Annotated in this window: 15 protein-coding genes; 11 read left to right on the forward strand and 4 right to left on the reverse strand. The window is 64.1% G+C overall.

What is annotated here, in order from left to right:
• The first annotated feature begins 118 nt into the window (after positions 1 to 118).
• The 10 genes from JQ587_RS07765 to JQ587_RS36640 all read left to right on the forward strand — a co-directional run bounded on the left by JQ587_RS07765 (position 119) and on the right by JQ587_RS36640 (position 10,388).
• On the forward strand, positions 119 to 967 hold the full coding sequence (locus tag JQ587_RS07765; RefSeq protein ID WP_212424914.1) for a VOC family protein: 849 nt from the start codon (positions 119 to 121) through the stop codon (positions 965 to 967).
• 184 nt (positions 968 to 1,151) lie between these two features.
• Positions 1,152 to 1,811: a TetR/AcrR family transcriptional regulator gene (locus tag JQ587_RS07770; protein WP_212424915.1), complete on the forward strand. Its 660-nt coding sequence runs from the start codon at positions 1,152 to 1,154 to the stop codon at positions 1,809 to 1,811.
• 284 nt (positions 1,812 to 2,095) lie between these two features.
• Positions 2,096 to 2,905: an ABC transporter permease gene (locus tag JQ587_RS07775; RefSeq protein WP_212424916.1), complete on the forward strand. Its 810-nt coding sequence runs from the start codon at positions 2,096 to 2,098 to the stop codon at positions 2,903 to 2,905.
• A gap of 51 nt (positions 2,906 to 2,956) precedes the next feature.
• The gene (locus tag JQ587_RS07780; RefSeq protein WP_212424917.1) at positions 2,957 to 3,949 is read left to right on the forward strand and encodes an ABC transporter substrate-binding protein; all 993 of its coding nucleotides are present in this window, start codon (positions 2,957 to 2,959) and stop codon (positions 3,947 to 3,949) included.
• A 44-nt stretch (positions 3,950 to 3,993) separates the two neighbouring features.
• Positions 3,994 to 4,839, forward strand: coding sequence for an ABC transporter ATP-binding protein (locus JQ587_RS07785; protein WP_212297928.1), 846 nt, complete (start codon positions 3,994 to 3,996; stop codon positions 4,837 to 4,839).
• A 221-nt stretch (positions 4,840 to 5,060) separates the two neighbouring features.
• Positions 5,061 to 6,467 (forward strand): enolase-like domain-containing protein, encoded by a 1,407-nt coding sequence (locus JQ587_RS07790; protein ID WP_212424918.1) that lies wholly within the window; start codon positions 5,061 to 5,063, stop codon positions 6,465 to 6,467.
• Positions 6,464 to 7,615 (forward strand): Gfo/Idh/MocA family protein, encoded by a 1,152-nt coding sequence (locus JQ587_RS07795; RefSeq protein WP_212424919.1) that lies wholly within the window; start codon positions 6,464 to 6,466, stop codon positions 7,613 to 7,615. Before JQ587_RS07790 ends, JQ587_RS07795 begins: the two co-directional genes overlap by 4 nt.
• 10 nt (positions 7,616 to 7,625) lie before the next feature.
• Complete coding sequence (locus JQ587_RS07800; RefSeq protein WP_212424920.1) at positions 7,626 to 8,816, forward strand: dihydrodipicolinate synthase family protein; 1,191 nt, start codon at positions 7,626 to 7,628, stop codon at positions 8,814 to 8,816.
• Positions 8,816 to 9,679 (forward strand): sugar phosphate isomerase/epimerase family protein, encoded by an 864-nt coding sequence (locus tag JQ587_RS07805; protein ID WP_212424921.1) that lies wholly within the window; start codon positions 8,816 to 8,818, stop codon positions 9,677 to 9,679. Before JQ587_RS07800 ends, JQ587_RS07805 begins: the two co-directional genes overlap by 1 nt.
• Before the next feature lie 214 nt (positions 9,680 to 9,893).
• Complete coding sequence (locus JQ587_RS36640; protein WP_249149273.1) at positions 9,894 to 10,388, forward strand: hypothetical protein; 495 nt, start codon at positions 9,894 to 9,896, stop codon at positions 10,386 to 10,388.
• Between the two features lie 158 nt (positions 10,389 to 10,546).
• Here the strand turns inward: JQ587_RS36640 and JQ587_RS07815 are convergent, their stop codons facing one another.
• Positions 10,547 to 11,728 carry a Spy/CpxP family protein refolding chaperone gene (locus JQ587_RS07815; RefSeq protein ID WP_249154218.1) on the reverse strand — a complete coding sequence of 394 codons (1,182 nt, stop codon included), beginning with the start codon at positions 11,726 to 11,728 and terminating at the stop codon, positions 10,547 to 10,549.
• Positions 11,729 to 11,731: 3 nt separating this feature from the next.
• Between JQ587_RS07815 and JQ587_RS36645 the strand changes: the two genes are divergently transcribed.
• Positions 11,732 to 11,974 (forward strand): hypothetical protein, encoded by a 243-nt coding sequence (locus JQ587_RS36645; RefSeq protein WP_249154219.1) that lies wholly within the window; start codon positions 11,732 to 11,734, stop codon positions 11,972 to 11,974.
• Between the two features lie 527 nt (positions 11,975 to 12,501).
• Here JQ587_RS36645 and rocD read toward each other — a convergent pair.
• The 3 genes from rocD to JQ587_RS07830 all read right to left on the reverse strand — a co-directional run bounded on the left by rocD (position 12,502) and on the right by JQ587_RS07830 (position 15,874).
• Positions 12,502 to 13,716, reverse strand: coding sequence for an ornithine--oxo-acid transaminase (gene rocD / locus JQ587_RS07820; protein WP_212424922.1), 1,215 nt, complete (start codon positions 13,714 to 13,716; stop codon positions 12,502 to 12,504).
• 253 nt (positions 13,717 to 13,969) lie between these two features.
• Complete coding sequence (locus JQ587_RS07825; RefSeq protein ID WP_212424923.1) at positions 13,970 to 14,647, reverse strand: potassium channel family protein; 678 nt, start codon at positions 14,645 to 14,647, stop codon at positions 13,970 to 13,972.
• A gap of 6 nt (positions 14,648 to 14,653) precedes the next feature.
• A complete protein-coding gene (locus tag JQ587_RS07830; RefSeq protein ID WP_212424924.1) occupies positions 14,654 to 15,874 on the reverse strand; it encodes a cytochrome P450 in 1,221 nt (406 codons plus the stop codon).
• Positions 15,875 to 15,895: the final 21 nt, after the last annotated feature.

A 15,895-nucleotide genomic window follows, 5' to 3' on the forward strand; every position in this document is an offset into this window, starting at 1 on the left:
CCGCCCCGAAGCGCTTGAGGTCGGTATGAGGCCGGAATACGACCATGTCGGGCCGATGCCAAGCCCGGACAAATGCCGTTTTCCGGCCAGGGTTCCAGGTCGATCAAAAGGGACAAACATGATCACCGGCCTCGATCACATCGTCGTTCTGGTCAGGGATATCGGTGCGGCCAAGGCGGCCTATCAGACGTTGCTCGCCCGCGCGCCGGCCTGGCAGAATTCCGGCGAGGGCGCCGACCGCGTGCTGTTCACCCTCGACAACATGACCATCGAATTGATGGCGCCGAGCGGCTTCACCGCGACCGCGGACCGGATGCGCGCGCTGCTCGACGACCAGGAAGGCATGCTCGCCAGCCTGTGCTTTCGTGTCGCAGACATGGGCAAGATGCACCGGCGGCTGGACCGGGTGGCGCTGAAGCCGGATCCCGTCGCCGAGGTCGAGAGCAGCGACGATGCGAGCGGCGCGGCCTTGCACTGGAAGCGCACGCGCGCGGCCACCGAACTGACGCGCGGCGTGCGCATGTTCTTCCTCGAGCTTGCCGAGGAGCGGCCGAAGTCGGTCGCGACCGACTTCGCGCCGATCGACGGGCTCGATCATGTCGTGATCACCACCGAGGATTCCGATCGCGCCGCCGCGCTCTATGGCGCGCGGCTCGGGCTCGATCTCGCGCTCGACCGCTCCCATCATGACTGGGGTCAGCTGATGTTCTTCCGCTGCGGCGATCTCATCGTCGAGGTGGTGCGCCGCCCCGTCGCGGGCGGCGATTCCCGGCACGACCGGCTCTGGGGCCTGAGCTGGCGCGTCGCCGACATCGACGCCACGCGCGCACGCCTGATTGCCGCCGGCCTCGACGTCACCGAGGTCCGCAACGGCCGCAAGCCGGGCACGCGCATCATGACGGTCCGCAACGGCACCTGCGGGATCCAGACCGTGCTGCTGGAGCGTTCGCCGAAGCCGGTGGAGTAGGGGACGGAGTCATTCCGGGGCGATGCAAAGCATCGAACCCGGAATGACAGAGCTATCCGGCGTCCCTGCGTTCTCAAACGGGCGTCCGCGTGTTACACGGAATCCTGAGACCACCCAGCGAGCACCCGGTTTGGCGAAGGCAGCGGCAAAACGAACTCTGAAATGGCAGCGTGACCCCGAGGGGATGCGGCTGCGCATTCTGGAAGCCGCCAAGCAGGAGTTCTCCGCCCACGGGCTCGCCGGTGCCCGCGTCGACCGCATCGCGGCCAAGGCCGGCGCCAACAAGCGCATGCTGTATTACCACGTCGGCAACAAGGACGAGCTCTATCTCGCGGTGCTGGAAGGCGCCTATGACAAGATCCGCAGCGAGGAGCGGGGGCTCGATCTCGAACATCTCGATCCGCCCGAGGCCATCAGGCGGCTGATCGAGTTCACCTGGAATTACTTCCTGCGCAATCCCGAATTCCTGTCGCTGCTCCAGACCGAGAACCTCGTCCGCGCAAAGCATCTGAAGCGCTCGACCAAGGTCAAGTCGATGCATTCGCCCTTTGTCGAGATGATCCGCACCGTGGTGCGGCGCGGCGTCGACAGCGGCGATTTCCAGGTCGCGGTCGATCCGGTGCAGCTCTACATCTCGATCGCGGGCCTCTGCTTCTTCTACCTCTCGAACTCGGCGACCTTGAGCGTGATCTTCGGCCGCGACCTGCTCGCCAAGGACGCCAAGGATGAGCGGCTCGCGCACATGGTTGGCCTCGTGCTGGCCGCGCTGACCGGGCGATCGGCCGCGTTGTTCGATGTCGCGAAGGCGCCGAAGTCGCGAACGGCTGTGGCGCAGACCGTTTAGGGCAAACCATTTCCCCGTCGTCGTTCCGGCGAAGGCTGGGACCCATACCGCGTGATCTATCGATCGCGTGCGGTGCTAATCCCGAACGCCCAGTCTTCGCCAAACTTCGCTTAGTGGCCCGGCGTTCGCCGGGACGGCACCGCTGATTTTGCCGATAGGCAATCCTCTAAGCGACACCGGATCTCCTCGGAACCGGCGCAAAACGTCACAGGGAAAGCTCTGGACAGTATTTATCCAACGGGTTAATTTCTCGCCCGAACAAAGAAGACGACCGGGAGTGAGGCGTGGCTGAGCTGAAGCTGCAAGGCGCGGTGTCCAAGATGCTGAATGCTGCCTGGGTGCGGCCGTTTCTGTTCCTGGTCTTCATCGTCGTGGCCTGGGATCTCGCGATCCGGCTGTTCAAGATTCCCGCCTATCAGATCCCGTCGCCGGCCGATGTCGTCGCGGTTCTCCGTACCGACTGGCCGGAACTGCTGCGCCAGTGCTGGCCGACGACCTATGCCACCGTCTGCGGCTTCCTGCTGTCCGCATTGTTCGGCATCCCCGTCGCGATGCTGATCGCGGGCTCGAAGACGGTGGAGAGCTATGTCTATCCGCTGCTGGTGTTCTCGCAGTCCGTGCCGAAGATTGCGATCGCGCCGCTGTTCGTGGTGTGGTTCGGCTTCGGCATTATTCCCAAGGTGATTTCGGCGTTCCTGCTCGGCTTCTTCCCCGTCGTGGTCTCGGCCGTGCAGGGCTTCAAGTCGGTCGATCCTGATATGGTGGATCTTGCCCGTGCCATGCAGGGCAGCCGCTTCCAGGTGTTTTGCGCGGTGAACCTGCCGCATGCGCTGCCGGCGATTTTTTCCGGCCTGAAAGTCTCGGTGACGCTCGCCGTGGTCGGCGCCGTCGTCGGTGAATTCGTCGGCTCCAACTCCGGCATCGGCTACGTGATGCAGCGCTCGATCGGCACGTTCGACCTGCCGACCATGTTCGCGGCCCTTGTCATTCTCGCGCTGCTCGGCGTGATCCTGTTCTGGATCGTCGACCGGATCGAGAAGCTGATCATTCCCTGGCATGTCAGCCAGCGCGAAGACGTGATTTTCGCCTCTTAACTTAAGCAACGGCCACCAACGGCCGAAACAGAACGACAAGGGAGAGTGACGATGAAGCGGTGGATTGGGGCTGCGTCTGTGGCGCTGTTGGCGTTCGCGGTTTCGCCGGCGCAGGCGGCCGACAAGGTCGTGCTGATGCTGAACTGGTACGTCTATGGCGAGCACGCGCCGTTCTATTACGGCAAGGCCAAGGGCATTTATGCCGCCGAAGGTATCGACCTCGAGATCCAGGAAGGCCGCGGCTCGGCTGCGACCACGCAGGCCGTCGCCGCCAAGACCGCCGATTTCGGCTATGTCGACGTGCCCACCATGATGCGCGCCGCGATCAAGGGCGCGCCTGTCATCGCGACCGGCGTGCTGCTCCAGACCTCGCCGATGTCCGCCATGGGCTTTGCCGACAAGAACATCCGGAAGCCCGAGGACATCAAGGGCAAGACGGTGGCGATCACGCCGGCCGACTCCATGACCCAGATCTGGCCGCTGTTCCTGAAGAAGACCGGCCTGAAAGAGAGCGACTTCCAGACCGTCGCCGGTGACGGCCAGACCAAGCTCAACGCCGTCATCAACGGCCAGGCTGATCTCCTGCTCGGCTATGTCATGGACCAGTCGATGAAGATCAAGGACGCCACTGGCAAGGACGTCTATCCGATCAAGTTCGCCGACTACGGCATCAACATGGTTTCGTCAGGCATCATCGCCAATACCGACTATGTGAAGGCCAACGCCGACCTCGTCCGCCGCTTCATGTCGGCGACGACCAAGGCGGTCGAAGCCGCTGAGAAGGAGCCGAAGGCCGCCGCGCAGTCGATCCTCGATGCCAACCCCAAGGGCGGCAGAATCGACACGCTGACGCAGGGCTTCGAACTGACCATTCCGCTGTACCGGACCGCCGAGACCAAGAGCAAGCGGCCGTTCCAGGTCACCGACCAGAACATGACGGACAGCGTCAACCTGATGGTCGAGTATGGCGGCCTCGACGCCAAGGCCAAGGAGAACCCGAAGGCCTTCTACACCAGCGATTACCTGCCGAAGAGTGGCACGTGAGCGACAAATTTCCGTCGTCGGGACGACGGGCGGAGAGGGCTGCGATGAACCCCGCGACCAAACCGATCGACTTGCAGCCGGCCGCACATCTGAGACTGGTGAGCGACCGGGCTGCCGGCGATACGCCGGGCATCACGCTGTCCGGCGTGTCGAAGACCTACCGGACGCGCGACGGCGATGTGCCGTCGCTGCGGCCGCTCGACTTCCATATCAATGATGGCGAGTTCTTTGTCGTGGTTGGCCCATCCGGCTGCGGCAAGTCCACGCTGCTCAAGCTGATCTCCGGCCTGTTGCCGCCGACCACAGGCGAGGTTCTGGTCGAGGGCGAGACGGTGACGAAGCCGCACGGCAATGTCGGCATCGTCTTCCAGAACGCGCTGCTGCTGCCATGGCGCAACATTCTCTCCAACGTGATGCTGCCGATCGACATGAAGCGGCTGCCGCGGGACGAATATCTCACCCGTGCCAAGGCGCTGCTGAAGCTGGTTGGGCTCGAAGGGTTCGAAAAGAAGCTGCCCTGGCAGCTCTCCGGCGGCATGCAGCAGCGCGCCTCGATCTGCCGCGCCCTGGTGCACGATCCCCGGATCATGCTGATGGACGAGCCGTTCGGCGCGCTCGATGCGCTGACCCGCGAACGCATGAATGTCGAATTGATGCGGATCCAGCGCGAGACGAAGAAGACGGTGCTGCTGATCACGCATTCGATTCCGGAGGCCGTGTTCCTCGCCGACCGCGTGCTGGTTATGACCGAGCGGCCCGGCGCGATCGCCGCGATCTACGATGTGCCGTTGCCGCGCCCGCGCTCGCTGGACGTAATGGCCGATCCGGTGTTCACGGAGCTCGTGCAACGCATCCGCAAGCATTTCTTTTCGCAGGGTTCACTGGATTAGGATCGGCGCGTAATGTGCTTCGGTAGTGACCAAATGCACGGTGCGCTCCCTCCCCCGCATGCGGGGGAGGGCTGGGGAGAGGGTGTCTCCGCTCGCGAGAACCCCGAAGAGGAGAAAACCCTCACCCGGCACTTCGTGCCGGTCTCTCCCGCAAGCGGGAGAGGCGGGTCGCCCGCGGTCCTGCCGCTCGTGTCAAATTCATCTCGCGTCGTTGTTAGACCATGCCCCCGCGCCTGAAGCTGCGAGACATCGCCTTCTTCGAACGACCCGTACATTTCGCGCGGCCGTTCCGCTTTGGCGCGATCACGATCAACGCGACGCCGCAGCTGTTCGTGCGGGTCGAGATCGAGGTCGAGGGCAGGGGCGCTGCTGTCGGCGCCAGCGCCGAACTGCTGGTGCCGAAATGGTTCGACAAGCGGCCGGAGCTGTCACCGGCGCAGACGATCGACGGACTGCGACGCTCGCTGGAGATCGCGCGCGGGCTCTATCTGGTGCAGACGGGCTTCCGGACGGCGTTCGATCTGCATGCGTCCTGCATTGGCGCGCAGGTCGCAGCCTGTGCCGGGGAGAACATTCCGCCGCTTGCCGCGGCCTATGGTCCGGCGGAAATCGACAAGGCGATTCTCGATGCGCTGTTGCGTGGCGTCGAGACGAATTTCTTCGACGGGATGGCCGGCAACATCGCCGGCATTGATACGCGATTGTCGCCGGACCTTAATGAGGGCGATATCGAACGATTTCTCATGCTCGGCAACCAATACCGGTCGCGACGCGTCGCGATCCGCCACACTGTCGGTCTCGACGACCAAGTCGAGGGCGATGGCGGCGTGGTCGATCCGAAGGAAAATTCTGGCGCGCGCTATTTCAAGCTGAAGCTTGGTGGCGATCCCGAGGCGGATGCCGCTCGGTTGATCCGTATTGGACGTCAGCTGGCGCCGCTGCCTTTTGACTACAACGTGACGCTGGACGGCAACGAGCAATATGCGGATTTGACGGCGCTTGAGTCGCTGGTCAGTCGGCTGGAGCGCGACAGCGCCCTGGAGCCCATCTTTCGCAAGCTGCTCTATATCGAGCAGCCGATGCCGCGCGATGTCACGCGTCAATCGCCGCTCAGTGAAGCCTTGCGTTGGCGCGATTTCATTATCGACGAAGCGGACGATTCCTATGACGCCTGGCCGACCGCCTACAAACTCGGTTACCGCGGCGTCTCGTCGAAGTCCTGCAAAGGCATCTACAAGTCGATCGTCAACTTCACCCGCATTGCCAAGCTGAACGACGAGGGCGCGGAGTGTTCCGTCACGGGTGAAGATCTGACCTGTCAGACCGGGCTCGCTCTTCAACAGGATCTGGCGCTCGGTGCGCTGCTTTGCCTCGAACACGCCGAGCGCAACGGCCACCACTATGTCGACGGCTTTTGCGATACGCCCGCAGCAGAAGCTTCGGCCTTCGCCGCTGCGCATCCTGATCTCTACGCCGATGCCGGGCAGGGCATCCGGCTCTCCATTCACAACGGCGATCTGCTGACGGGATCGCTCAACACAGTGGGCTTCGCGACGTCGGTCCATCCGGACTGGTCGGCGCTCCGTCCGCTCGAACAGCCAAGATCACTCCGGGAGCAATTAGCATGACCACCCAACGCCTCGGCCTCATCATGAACGGCGTCACCGGCCGCATGGGGCTCAATCAGCATCTGATCCGTTCCATCGTCGCGATCCGCGACCAGGGCGGTGTCCGCCTGAAGAACGGTGATCGGATCATGCCCGATCCGATCCTGGTCGGCCGCAGTGCCGACAAGATCGAGGCGCTCGCCAAGCGCTACAACATCGCGCGCTGGACCACTGATCTCGACGCGGCACTCGCCGACACGAACGACACCATGTTCTTCGACGCTGCGACCACGCAGGCGCGCCCCGGCCTTCTGACCCAGGCCATCAACGCCGGCAAGCACGTCTATTGCGAGAAGCCGATCGCGACGAATTTCGAGGAGGCGCTCGAAGTCGTCAAGCTCGCCAATTCCAAAGGCGTCAAGCACGGCACGGTGCAGGACAAGCTGTTCCTGCCCGGCCTGAAGAAGATCGCCTTCCTGCGCGATAGCGGATTCTTTGGCCGGATTCTCTCGGTGCGCGGCGAGTTCGGCTATTGGGTGTTCGAGGGCGGCTGGCAGGAGGCGCAGCGTCCGTCCTGGAACTATCGCGACGAGGACGGCGGCGGCATCATCCTGGACATGGTCTGCCACTGGCGCTACGTGCTCGACAATCTCTTCGGCGACGTTCAGAGCGTGGTCTGCATCGGCAACACCGATATCCCTGAGCGGTTTGACGAGCAGGGCAAGAAGTACAAGGCGACTGCTGATGATTCCGCCTACGCGACCTTCCAGCTCGAGGGCGGGGTCATTGCCCACATCAACATGTCCTGGGTCACGCGCGTCTATCGCGACGATCTCGTCACCTTCCAGGTTGACGGCACCCACGGCTCGGCGGTCGCGGGCCTCACCGACTGCGTGATCCAGGCGCGGCAGGCGACGCCACGGCCGGTCTGGAATCCCGACGAGAAGCGGCTGCATGATTTCTACGGCGACTGGCAGAAGCTGCCCGACAACGTCACCTATGACAACGGCTTCAAGGAGCAGTGGGAGATGTTCATTCGCCACGTCTACGAGGATGCGCCCTACAAATTCACGCTGCTCGAAGGCGCCAAGGGCGTGCAGCTCGCCGAATGCGCGCTGAAGAGCTGGAAGGAGCGGCGCTGGATCGACGTCGCCCCGATCAAGGCGTGAGGAGGGACATATGAACAAGCCCGTCCAGCCAATGTCGTCATTGTCGCTGAAGCTGCCGAAGGTCGATCGCTCGATCGAGACCTACCGGCTCGCGGCATCGCGTACCTTCCCTGCAAAGCTCGAAGGCCCCTTGAACCGCATCGCCTTCTCGGCCGTGCACACCGTCGCCGATCCCTTCGCCGACAACGATCCCTGGCTCTCGGTCGCCGTCGACTGGGACAAGACCATCGCCTTCCGCGAGCACGTCTGGGACCTTGGCCTCGGCGTTGCGGAGGCCATGGACACCGCGCAGCGCGGCATGGGGCTGGATTGGCCGACCTCGCTGGAGCTGATTGCGCGTTCTGTGTCTGCCGCCAAGCGGCGCAATGCGCTGGTGTTCTCCGGCGCGGGCACCGACCATCTCGCGGTCAAGGATGCCAGGAGCCTCGACGACGTGATCCGTGCCTATGAGGAGCAGGTCTCGGCGGTCGAGAAGGTCGGCGGCCGCATCATCCTGATGGCATCGCGCGCGCTCGCAAGACTCGGCCGCAACGCGGAGGATTATGCCAAGGTCTATGATCGCGTGCTGTCGCAGGTCCGCGAGCCCGTGATCATCCATTGGCTCGGCGACATGTTCGATCCCGCGCTGACCGGCTATTGGGGCACAAAAGATCTCGACAAGGCGACGGACACGGCGGTCGCGATCATCAACGGCAATGCCGCCAAGGTCGACGGCGTCAAGGTCTCGCTGCTCGATAAGCAGCGTGAGATCGACATGCGCCGTCGTCTCGACAAGCGCATCAAGATGTATACCGGCGACGATTTCAATTACGCCGAATTGATCGCAGGCGACAGCCAAGGCTTTTCGCACGCGCTGCTCGGCATTTTCGATGCGATCGCGCCGGCGGCGTCCTACGCGCTGTCGCGGCTGGCGACCGGCGATGAGGCCGGTTTCCACGACGTGCTGGGGCCGACTGTGCCGCTGTCGCGCCACATCTTCAAGGCGCCGACGCGGTTCTACAAGACTGGTGTCGTCTTCATGGCCTATCTCAATGGTCACCAGGATCATTTCACCATGGTCGGAGGACAGGAGAGCGCGCGCTCGATGCTGCATCTGGCCGAACTGTTCAGGCTTGCCGATCAGGCCGGGCTTCTTGCCAATCCTGAACTGGCGACGCGGCGGATGAAGACCGTGCTCGCCTCGCATGGACTGGACGCCTGATGCGCGATTTTTCGCCTGACCACCACTGGCTGTCGCTGAACACGGCGACAGTCCGCAAGCAGGGTGACCTCATCGAAATCATCGATGCCTGTGCAAGGCATGGCATCCGTGCCATCGATCCCTGGCGCGACCAGGTTGCGGCCGTCGGCCTCGATCGCGCCGCGCGCGCCGTGCGCGATGCCGGCCTTGATCTCTCAGGCTATTGCCGTGGCGGCATGTTCACCTCGGACGCATCGCGCCGGGGCGAGGTGCGCGACGACAACCGGCGCTGCGTGGATGAGGCCAAGGCACTCGGCGCGCCCTGCGTCGTGCTGGTCGTCGGCGGCCTGCCGCAATATTCACGGCCGGGCAGCGAGGCGTCGAAGGATATCTTGGCCGCGCGCGGGCAGGTCGAGGAAGCTCTCGCCGAGATGCTCGACTATGCGAGGCAGGCCAATTTGCCGCTGGCGATCGAGCCCCTGCATCCGGCCTATGCGGCGGATCGTGCCTGCGTCAACACCACAAAACAGGCGCTCGACATCTGCGACCGGCTCGATGCCGGCCGCAGCGGCATGCTCGGCGTCGCGCTCGACGTCTATCACATCTGGTGGGACCCGGAGCTGATGGACCAGATCGCCCGCGCCGGCAAGGATCGCCTGCTCGCCTTCCATGTCTGTGATTGGCTGGTGCCGACCAGGGACATCCTCAACGACCGAGGCATGATGGGTGATGGCGTCATCGACATCAAATCCGCGCGTGCCGCCGTCGAGGCGCAGGGCTTCGCCGGCTATTCCGAGATCGAGATCTTCTCGAATGACTGGTGGGCCAAGCCCATGGACGAGGTGCTGCGAACCTGCATCGCGCGGCACAAGGCGGTGGTTTAGTTACCATAAGTGCGCCTGCCCTGCGGGCGGCCGACCGACCCCTCTAGCAGACGAAGCGGCTAGCCGGTCGGAGTACCACCAATGATGAGGTGGACGGTCATCAGTTCCCAGGCAGAATATCATCATCTCGATGCCGCAGCCTCGTCGCACTCTGTGCCGGATTGGATGTGGTGATCGGTGACATCAATGATCGGCAGGCGCGGCGGATGTACCCATGCCTGTCGATCTCGAATGGCCCCGACGAGCAATCGTCGGGGCCATTGTTGTGATCGGGGTGGCAAGGTCGGCGAGCTCTGCCGAAGGACGAGGCGAGATCTATTTCGGCGATCTTTCGACGACGCGAGGAAAAGTAAGACGATTGCGCTATCAGCGAAAGGCACCGTCAAACACCGGGCTATCGCTCGTCAATTCGATCTGCGAAGCTGTGACAACACAAATGCGCTTGCAGGCAAGCAAGTGCGAAGGGAGGTCCGCAGTGGAGAAAGTGCGACGCCTGCGTGCGATGAGCTCACTGTGCCGCCAACAGGCTGCATACAACAGCATGAACAAATGGAAGCTGCTCGCGGAAGCGGAATACTGGGATCATCTGGCCGAGTCTGAGCTGTCTTCTTACTTCCAGCAATGCAACGCCATTGGCGCGAATGAGGCAGAGCAGCCTCAAGAGATCGCAAACACGAATGATGTTGGGCCGAAGACGATTTCCGCGTGAAGTCAGATACAAGGCAGTCGTTTGCGTTTGCGCCACTGCACTCTCACAGAAGCCGTGGCGGTGACATGCCTCGTCGACTTTTGAGCAGAATAATTGCAATTGCGTCATCTCGCGCCGGTCGACCGCCGCGCTCATCGCGACGAGAGAACGCGACGCCCTCACGGGCTTGCGACCTGTTGCAGCGTGTTGAAACGCGCCTTCTGCTCGCTGCTCAGCGTGGCAAAGAACTCGTCCAGGGCGGGTTCGACCAGCTTGGCGGTCGACAGCATGGCCTCGAGCCGGCGCTGCATCGTCTCCAGCCGTCCGACCGGCGTCAGCGGTGCATCGTTCGGACAGGCCGCCTGTAGTCCCTCAACGCCCTTGGCAGTCGCTTCGCCGAGGCGGTCGAGCGCCTCCTTCTGCTTGCCGGCGGGGTGGAGCACTGCCTCGATCCTTTGGATCGGCAACTGGGTCAGGCTGGACTTCGGATCGGCGCAGCCTTCGCTGCTAACTTCCTGCTGCAGCGGCGTGCGGTCGCCGACATTCGGGCCGAGCGTGTTGAAGCGCGCCTGCTGTTCGTCATTGAGCGAGTTGTAGAAATTCTCCAGGGCCGGTCGCACGATCTTGACGGCTTCCAGCGTCGCGTTGATGCGGTTCATCATCGCGCGCAAGCGGCCAGGCGGAGTCAGTGCATAAGTCTCGGCGCAGGAGTCCTTGAACACACCGGCCGCGTTGGCTGCCGCGGTCTTCAACTCGTCGAGCAGGGTACGTTGCTCCGGCGTCGGCCGCACGGCTCGCGTGATATCGGCAAACGGCCAAGCGGTCACGCCCTTGTCCGGCGTGCCGCACAATTGCTGGAGCGTTTGTGGGTTGACGCTGGCGCGCGGGCGCGCGCGGCCACCGCCGCCGGCTTGCGGATAGTCGTATGGGTTGGTGCTGGCATAGGCCGCATAGGGGCCGTCACCGCCCCAGAACACGGTGTCGACGAAGTCGTCATAAGCGTACGCCCAATAGCCGGGCTCGTAAGCATAGGACCAGAACGTGTAGTCAAAGATGTCGGAATAGGCGTAAGGCCAGAACACGGGCCCAAGCCACGCCACGAACACCGCGGGATGGCGGTGTCGCCAGGCTTGCCGGGGGGCCCAGCCGCTCTGGCGAGCCACAAGGGCCGCCTGAGTCTGCGGATTGGCCTGCTCGCGGAAGCGCGCGGCAAACCGTCCGCGCTCGGAGGCCTGCGCGGCCGCCGCAGTAGCTGAGGCGCGGCCGGCCGGAGCCTGGAGTCCAAGGCGCTGCTGGCGCCCCAGGTCAAGTTGCTGCGCGCGCTGCTCACGGCCAAGCAAGCGGTTTTGCGCCTGGAGCATCCGTTGCCGCTCGCGTTGCGCCCGCGCGCCTTCCACCTTTTGCGACTGCAATTGCTGCACGCGCTGCTGGAGCCGATCGATGCGTGTCTGGCGCTCTGTCGTCTGGCGCGACAATATCTCGCGCTGCCGCTGCAGCACCATCTGCTGGTGCTGCTGGATCTGCTGCTGATGCTGTTGCGTGCGCTGTTCAATCTGCTCCCGTCGCGACAGCCGCTCGCTCACGGCCGGCGGTGCGCCTGGGCGTGACGGGGGCGGCGATATGCGGCGTCGGCCGCGGCGCCATGGCCGGGCGTTGCGGCGCCGCGGGCGCTCGATGGAATTCGGGCTGCGGCGCCGCTATGTGCGGGGCCGTCCGCGGCGGCGGGGCAGCGAAATGCGCGGGCGGACGAGGTGGCGGCGAGGCAATATGCGGCGCGGGATGTGGCGCCATGGCCGGCCGCTGCGGCATGGCCGGGGGATGGAATGCTGGCGCGGCGGGACGCGCCATCGGCGGTGGGGCTGCCGGACGGGCCATGGCCGGTGGTGGTGCCGGCCGTGCTGCCGGCGCTGCGGCTGGCCCGCCCCTTCCATGTCCCTGGCCGGGTCCTTGGGCAAACGCGCCGACGCCCGTCGCCAGCATCGAGACACCAACCAAGACGGCCGTCAGGCCAAGGCCACGCGGAAGCATGATCGTCGCTCCCAGCTCGTAATCGCCCACGATTTTTAACGCACAGGCGGCGGAATGGTTCGTTGTTGGCAGCGGCTGGCATTGCGATCTTCCGACGCAGGCAGCCTCAGGAGAAATCCTGCGTCAGGGTCGCGGCGAACCGCTCCAGCGCCCAGTCGACCTGGTCGCTGGTGATCACCAGCGGCGGGGCGATGCGGATCGTGTGCTCATGGGTATCCTTGGCGAGGATGCCCTTGCCCTGGAGCGCCTCGCAGTAGCGGCGGGCGCGTCCGGCCTCGGGATGCAGCTCGACCGCCAGCATCAAGCCGCGCCCGCGCACCTCGCGGATCGTGTTGGCACGAATGTCCTTGAGGCCTTGCAGAAAGCGTGCACCCTGCCTGGCCGCGTTCTCGATCATGCCTTCCTCGACCAGCACGCGCATCGCCGTGCGCGCCACCGCGCACGCAAGCGGGTTGCCGCCGAAGGTCGAACCATGCTGGCCGGGTCGCAAAGTCCCGAGCACGTCGTTGTTCGAGAGCACGGCCGACACCGGATAGAAGCCGCCGGACAGGGCCTTGCCGAGCAGCGTCACGTCCGCCTCTATGCCTTCGTGTTGTTCGGCCAGCAGCTTGCCGGTGCGGCCGAGCCCGGTCTGGATCTCGTCGAGCACCAGCATCACGTTGTTGGCGGTGCAGAGCTCCCGCACTTTCATGAAATAGCCTGCCGGAGGAATGATGACACCGGCTTCGCCCTGGATCGGCTCGACCAGAAAGGCGACAGTGTTTGGGGTGATTGCTTCCTCCAGCGCGGTGGCGTCGCCGAACGGGATGATCTTGAAGCCGGGCGCGAACGGCCCGAAATGGGTTCGTGTCTCGGGGTCGGTCGAGAAGCCGACGATGCCCAATGTGCGTCCGTGAAAATTGTTGGCGCAGACGATGATTTCGGCTTGGCCGTCCGGCACGCCCTTCACCTCATAGCCCCATTTGCGGACCGATTTGATCGCGCTTTCGACCGCCTCTGCGCCGCTGTTCATTGGCAGCACCTTGTGGGAGCCGGTGAGCGCCGCGATCTCCTCGTAGAACAAGGCGAGCTGGTCGTTGTGGAAGGCCCTCGAAGTGAGCGTCAACCTGTGCGCCTGTTCGACCATCGCCGCCAGGATCTTGGGGTGACAGTGACCCTGGCTGACCGCCGAATAGGCCGAGAGGCAATCGAGGTAACGGTTGCCTTCAGTATCCCAGACCCAGACACCTTCGCCGCGCGACAGGACGACCCCGATCGGCTCGTAATTATGGGCGCCAAAGCGTGCTTCCGTTGCGACGAAATCAATGACCGACGAGCTCATCTGTCGTCACTCATTGCTGCGGCGCGCCGGGGCAAGCGATCGCGGCGGCCGCGCTCAAGCTGATGTGGGTATCCGTCTGCCCGTGCGGAAGCCTTCACGTGCCCGAAGGCGCGGCTCGGCCGGGTGATGGCGCGTTCGGCGCTGATTGCTCCGCCACGTCAAATGGTTCGGCGGGTTCACAAGCGATTGCCCGCCGACCCGTCTTCTACTGTGCATGGGGTTGTTTTCGACTTTTTGGGTCGGCAGGGGTGATTCAGGAGTCCTGCCTGCGATGCTCGATCTCGAGCGTGACCAGGCGCGCCAGCAGCGTCGCGGGATAGAGCTGGCCGAAGATGGCTTCCATATTGCACAGGCTGCGGGCGACGGGATGGAGGGGCGCGACGTCGCCATATCCGGTCGTGGTCATGGTTGCGAAGCTGAAATAGATGACCTCGCTCGCGAGCCTCGGGCTGTCCTCCACCTTCATGCTGACGAAGGCGACCGGATCGAGCGAGCCGATGAAGGTGTAGAGCGCCGCAAAGATCACGGCCACCGTCAGATACAACAGCACGGCACCGATCACGCGATGGTAAGTCACCCGTCCCGGCGCGAAGGTCTGGCGCGCCACCGCCCAGGCCATCGTCGTTCCCACGATGAACCAGGAACCGGCAAACAGATTGAGGTCGAGGATCGACGGCGATTTGAGCCGCAGGATCGCGCCAGTCACGATCATGCCGAGCGCGATCAGCATGCCGATGACCGCGACCGGGCTGCCTGATATCACGAAGATGCCGCAGACCAGCAGCAGCGCCAGCACGAGCTCGGACACCTGAAATGCAAAGAGCCCCAGCGCCTGCAGCGGCGAGATCACGAACATCATGATCACCAGCAGCACCGTCAGCACCGTGAGGGCCGGATCGGCCCAGCGTTCGCGCAATTGATCGATATTCATGACGCCTCAGCCGATCGAGCAGGGGACGCTCAGGAAGCCGCGAAACCGCACGCGCCCGCCGCGCACCGGCTCGCCGCTCACGGCATAATCCGGGAAGCGCGCCAGGAAACGCGAGATCGCGATCGCGCCCTCGAGCCGCGCCAGCGCCATGCCGGCGCATTGATGCGCGCCCGTGGCAAACGCGAGATGCCGGTTCGGCGTGCGTGCGACGTCGAATTTTTCGGGGTCGGGAAACTGCGCGGGGTCGCGGTTGGCAGCCCCGATGCACAGCGTCACCGACGTGCCGGATTCGAGCATGACGCCGCCGAGCTCGACCCGCTCCGTGGTCATGCGGTTGCCGAGCTGGTTCGAGCTTTCGTAGCGCAGGATCTCCTCGACGGCAGTCTTGATCAGCTCCGGATTGTCGATGAGCCGCTGCTTCTGGTCGGGGTTTCGATGCAGCGCGACGAGGCCGTTGCCGATCAGATTGGTCGTGGTCTCGTGGCCGGCATTGAGCAGGAAGATGCAATTGTGCAGCAGCTCCTTCTCGGTCAGACGCTCGCCGTTCTCCTCGCCCTGGATCAGGCGCGTCAGCACATCGCGGTCGGGATTGCCCGGCTTTTCGCGGCGGCGGGCCATCAGCGTCTCGAGATAGGCAAGAAAGTCCGTCACGGCCTTGTTGCCGCGTGCGGCGACATCAGGCGATACGACGGGCTCGAGCGCGCCAAGGATTGCCAGCGACCAGTCGCGTAACGGCCCGCGTTCGTCATGGGGCACGTCGAGCAGATTGCCGATCACCTCGATCGGGATGGAGGCGGCGAAATCTTCGATCAGTTCGCAATGGCCCGTGGCGGCGATGGCGTCGAGCAGGCCGTCGACCAGCTTGACGATATCGCCCTCCATGCCCGCAATCGCCCGCGGCGACAGTGCGCCCATGATCAGGCGCCGCACGCGGGTGTGCGCCGGCGGATCGTTGAACACGAGACTTGTGGTGTGGTGTTCGTAGAGCGGCGTGTCGCCATATTTCGGCGCGAACTCGCGCTTCTTGTCCGAGCTGAACGATTTCGTGTTCTTGTAGGTGGTGACCAGGTCGTCGTAGCGCGTCAGGAACACGGTGCCGCTCGGCAGGCGCTTGACCGGCTCGTTCTCCCGCAGTGCACGATAGGTGGGGTAGGGATCGTCGTAGAATTCGCTCGTCAGCTTCGCCAGATCGAAATTGGCCGCCAGTTCTTTCGCATCTGCGTTCATGCGCCATACTCACCGGTTGAA

This window comes from Bradyrhizobium manausense (genome assembly GCF_018130615.1).
Classification (GTDB): domain Bacteria; phylum Pseudomonadota; class Alphaproteobacteria; order Rhizobiales; family Xanthobacteraceae; genus Bradyrhizobium; species Bradyrhizobium manausense_A.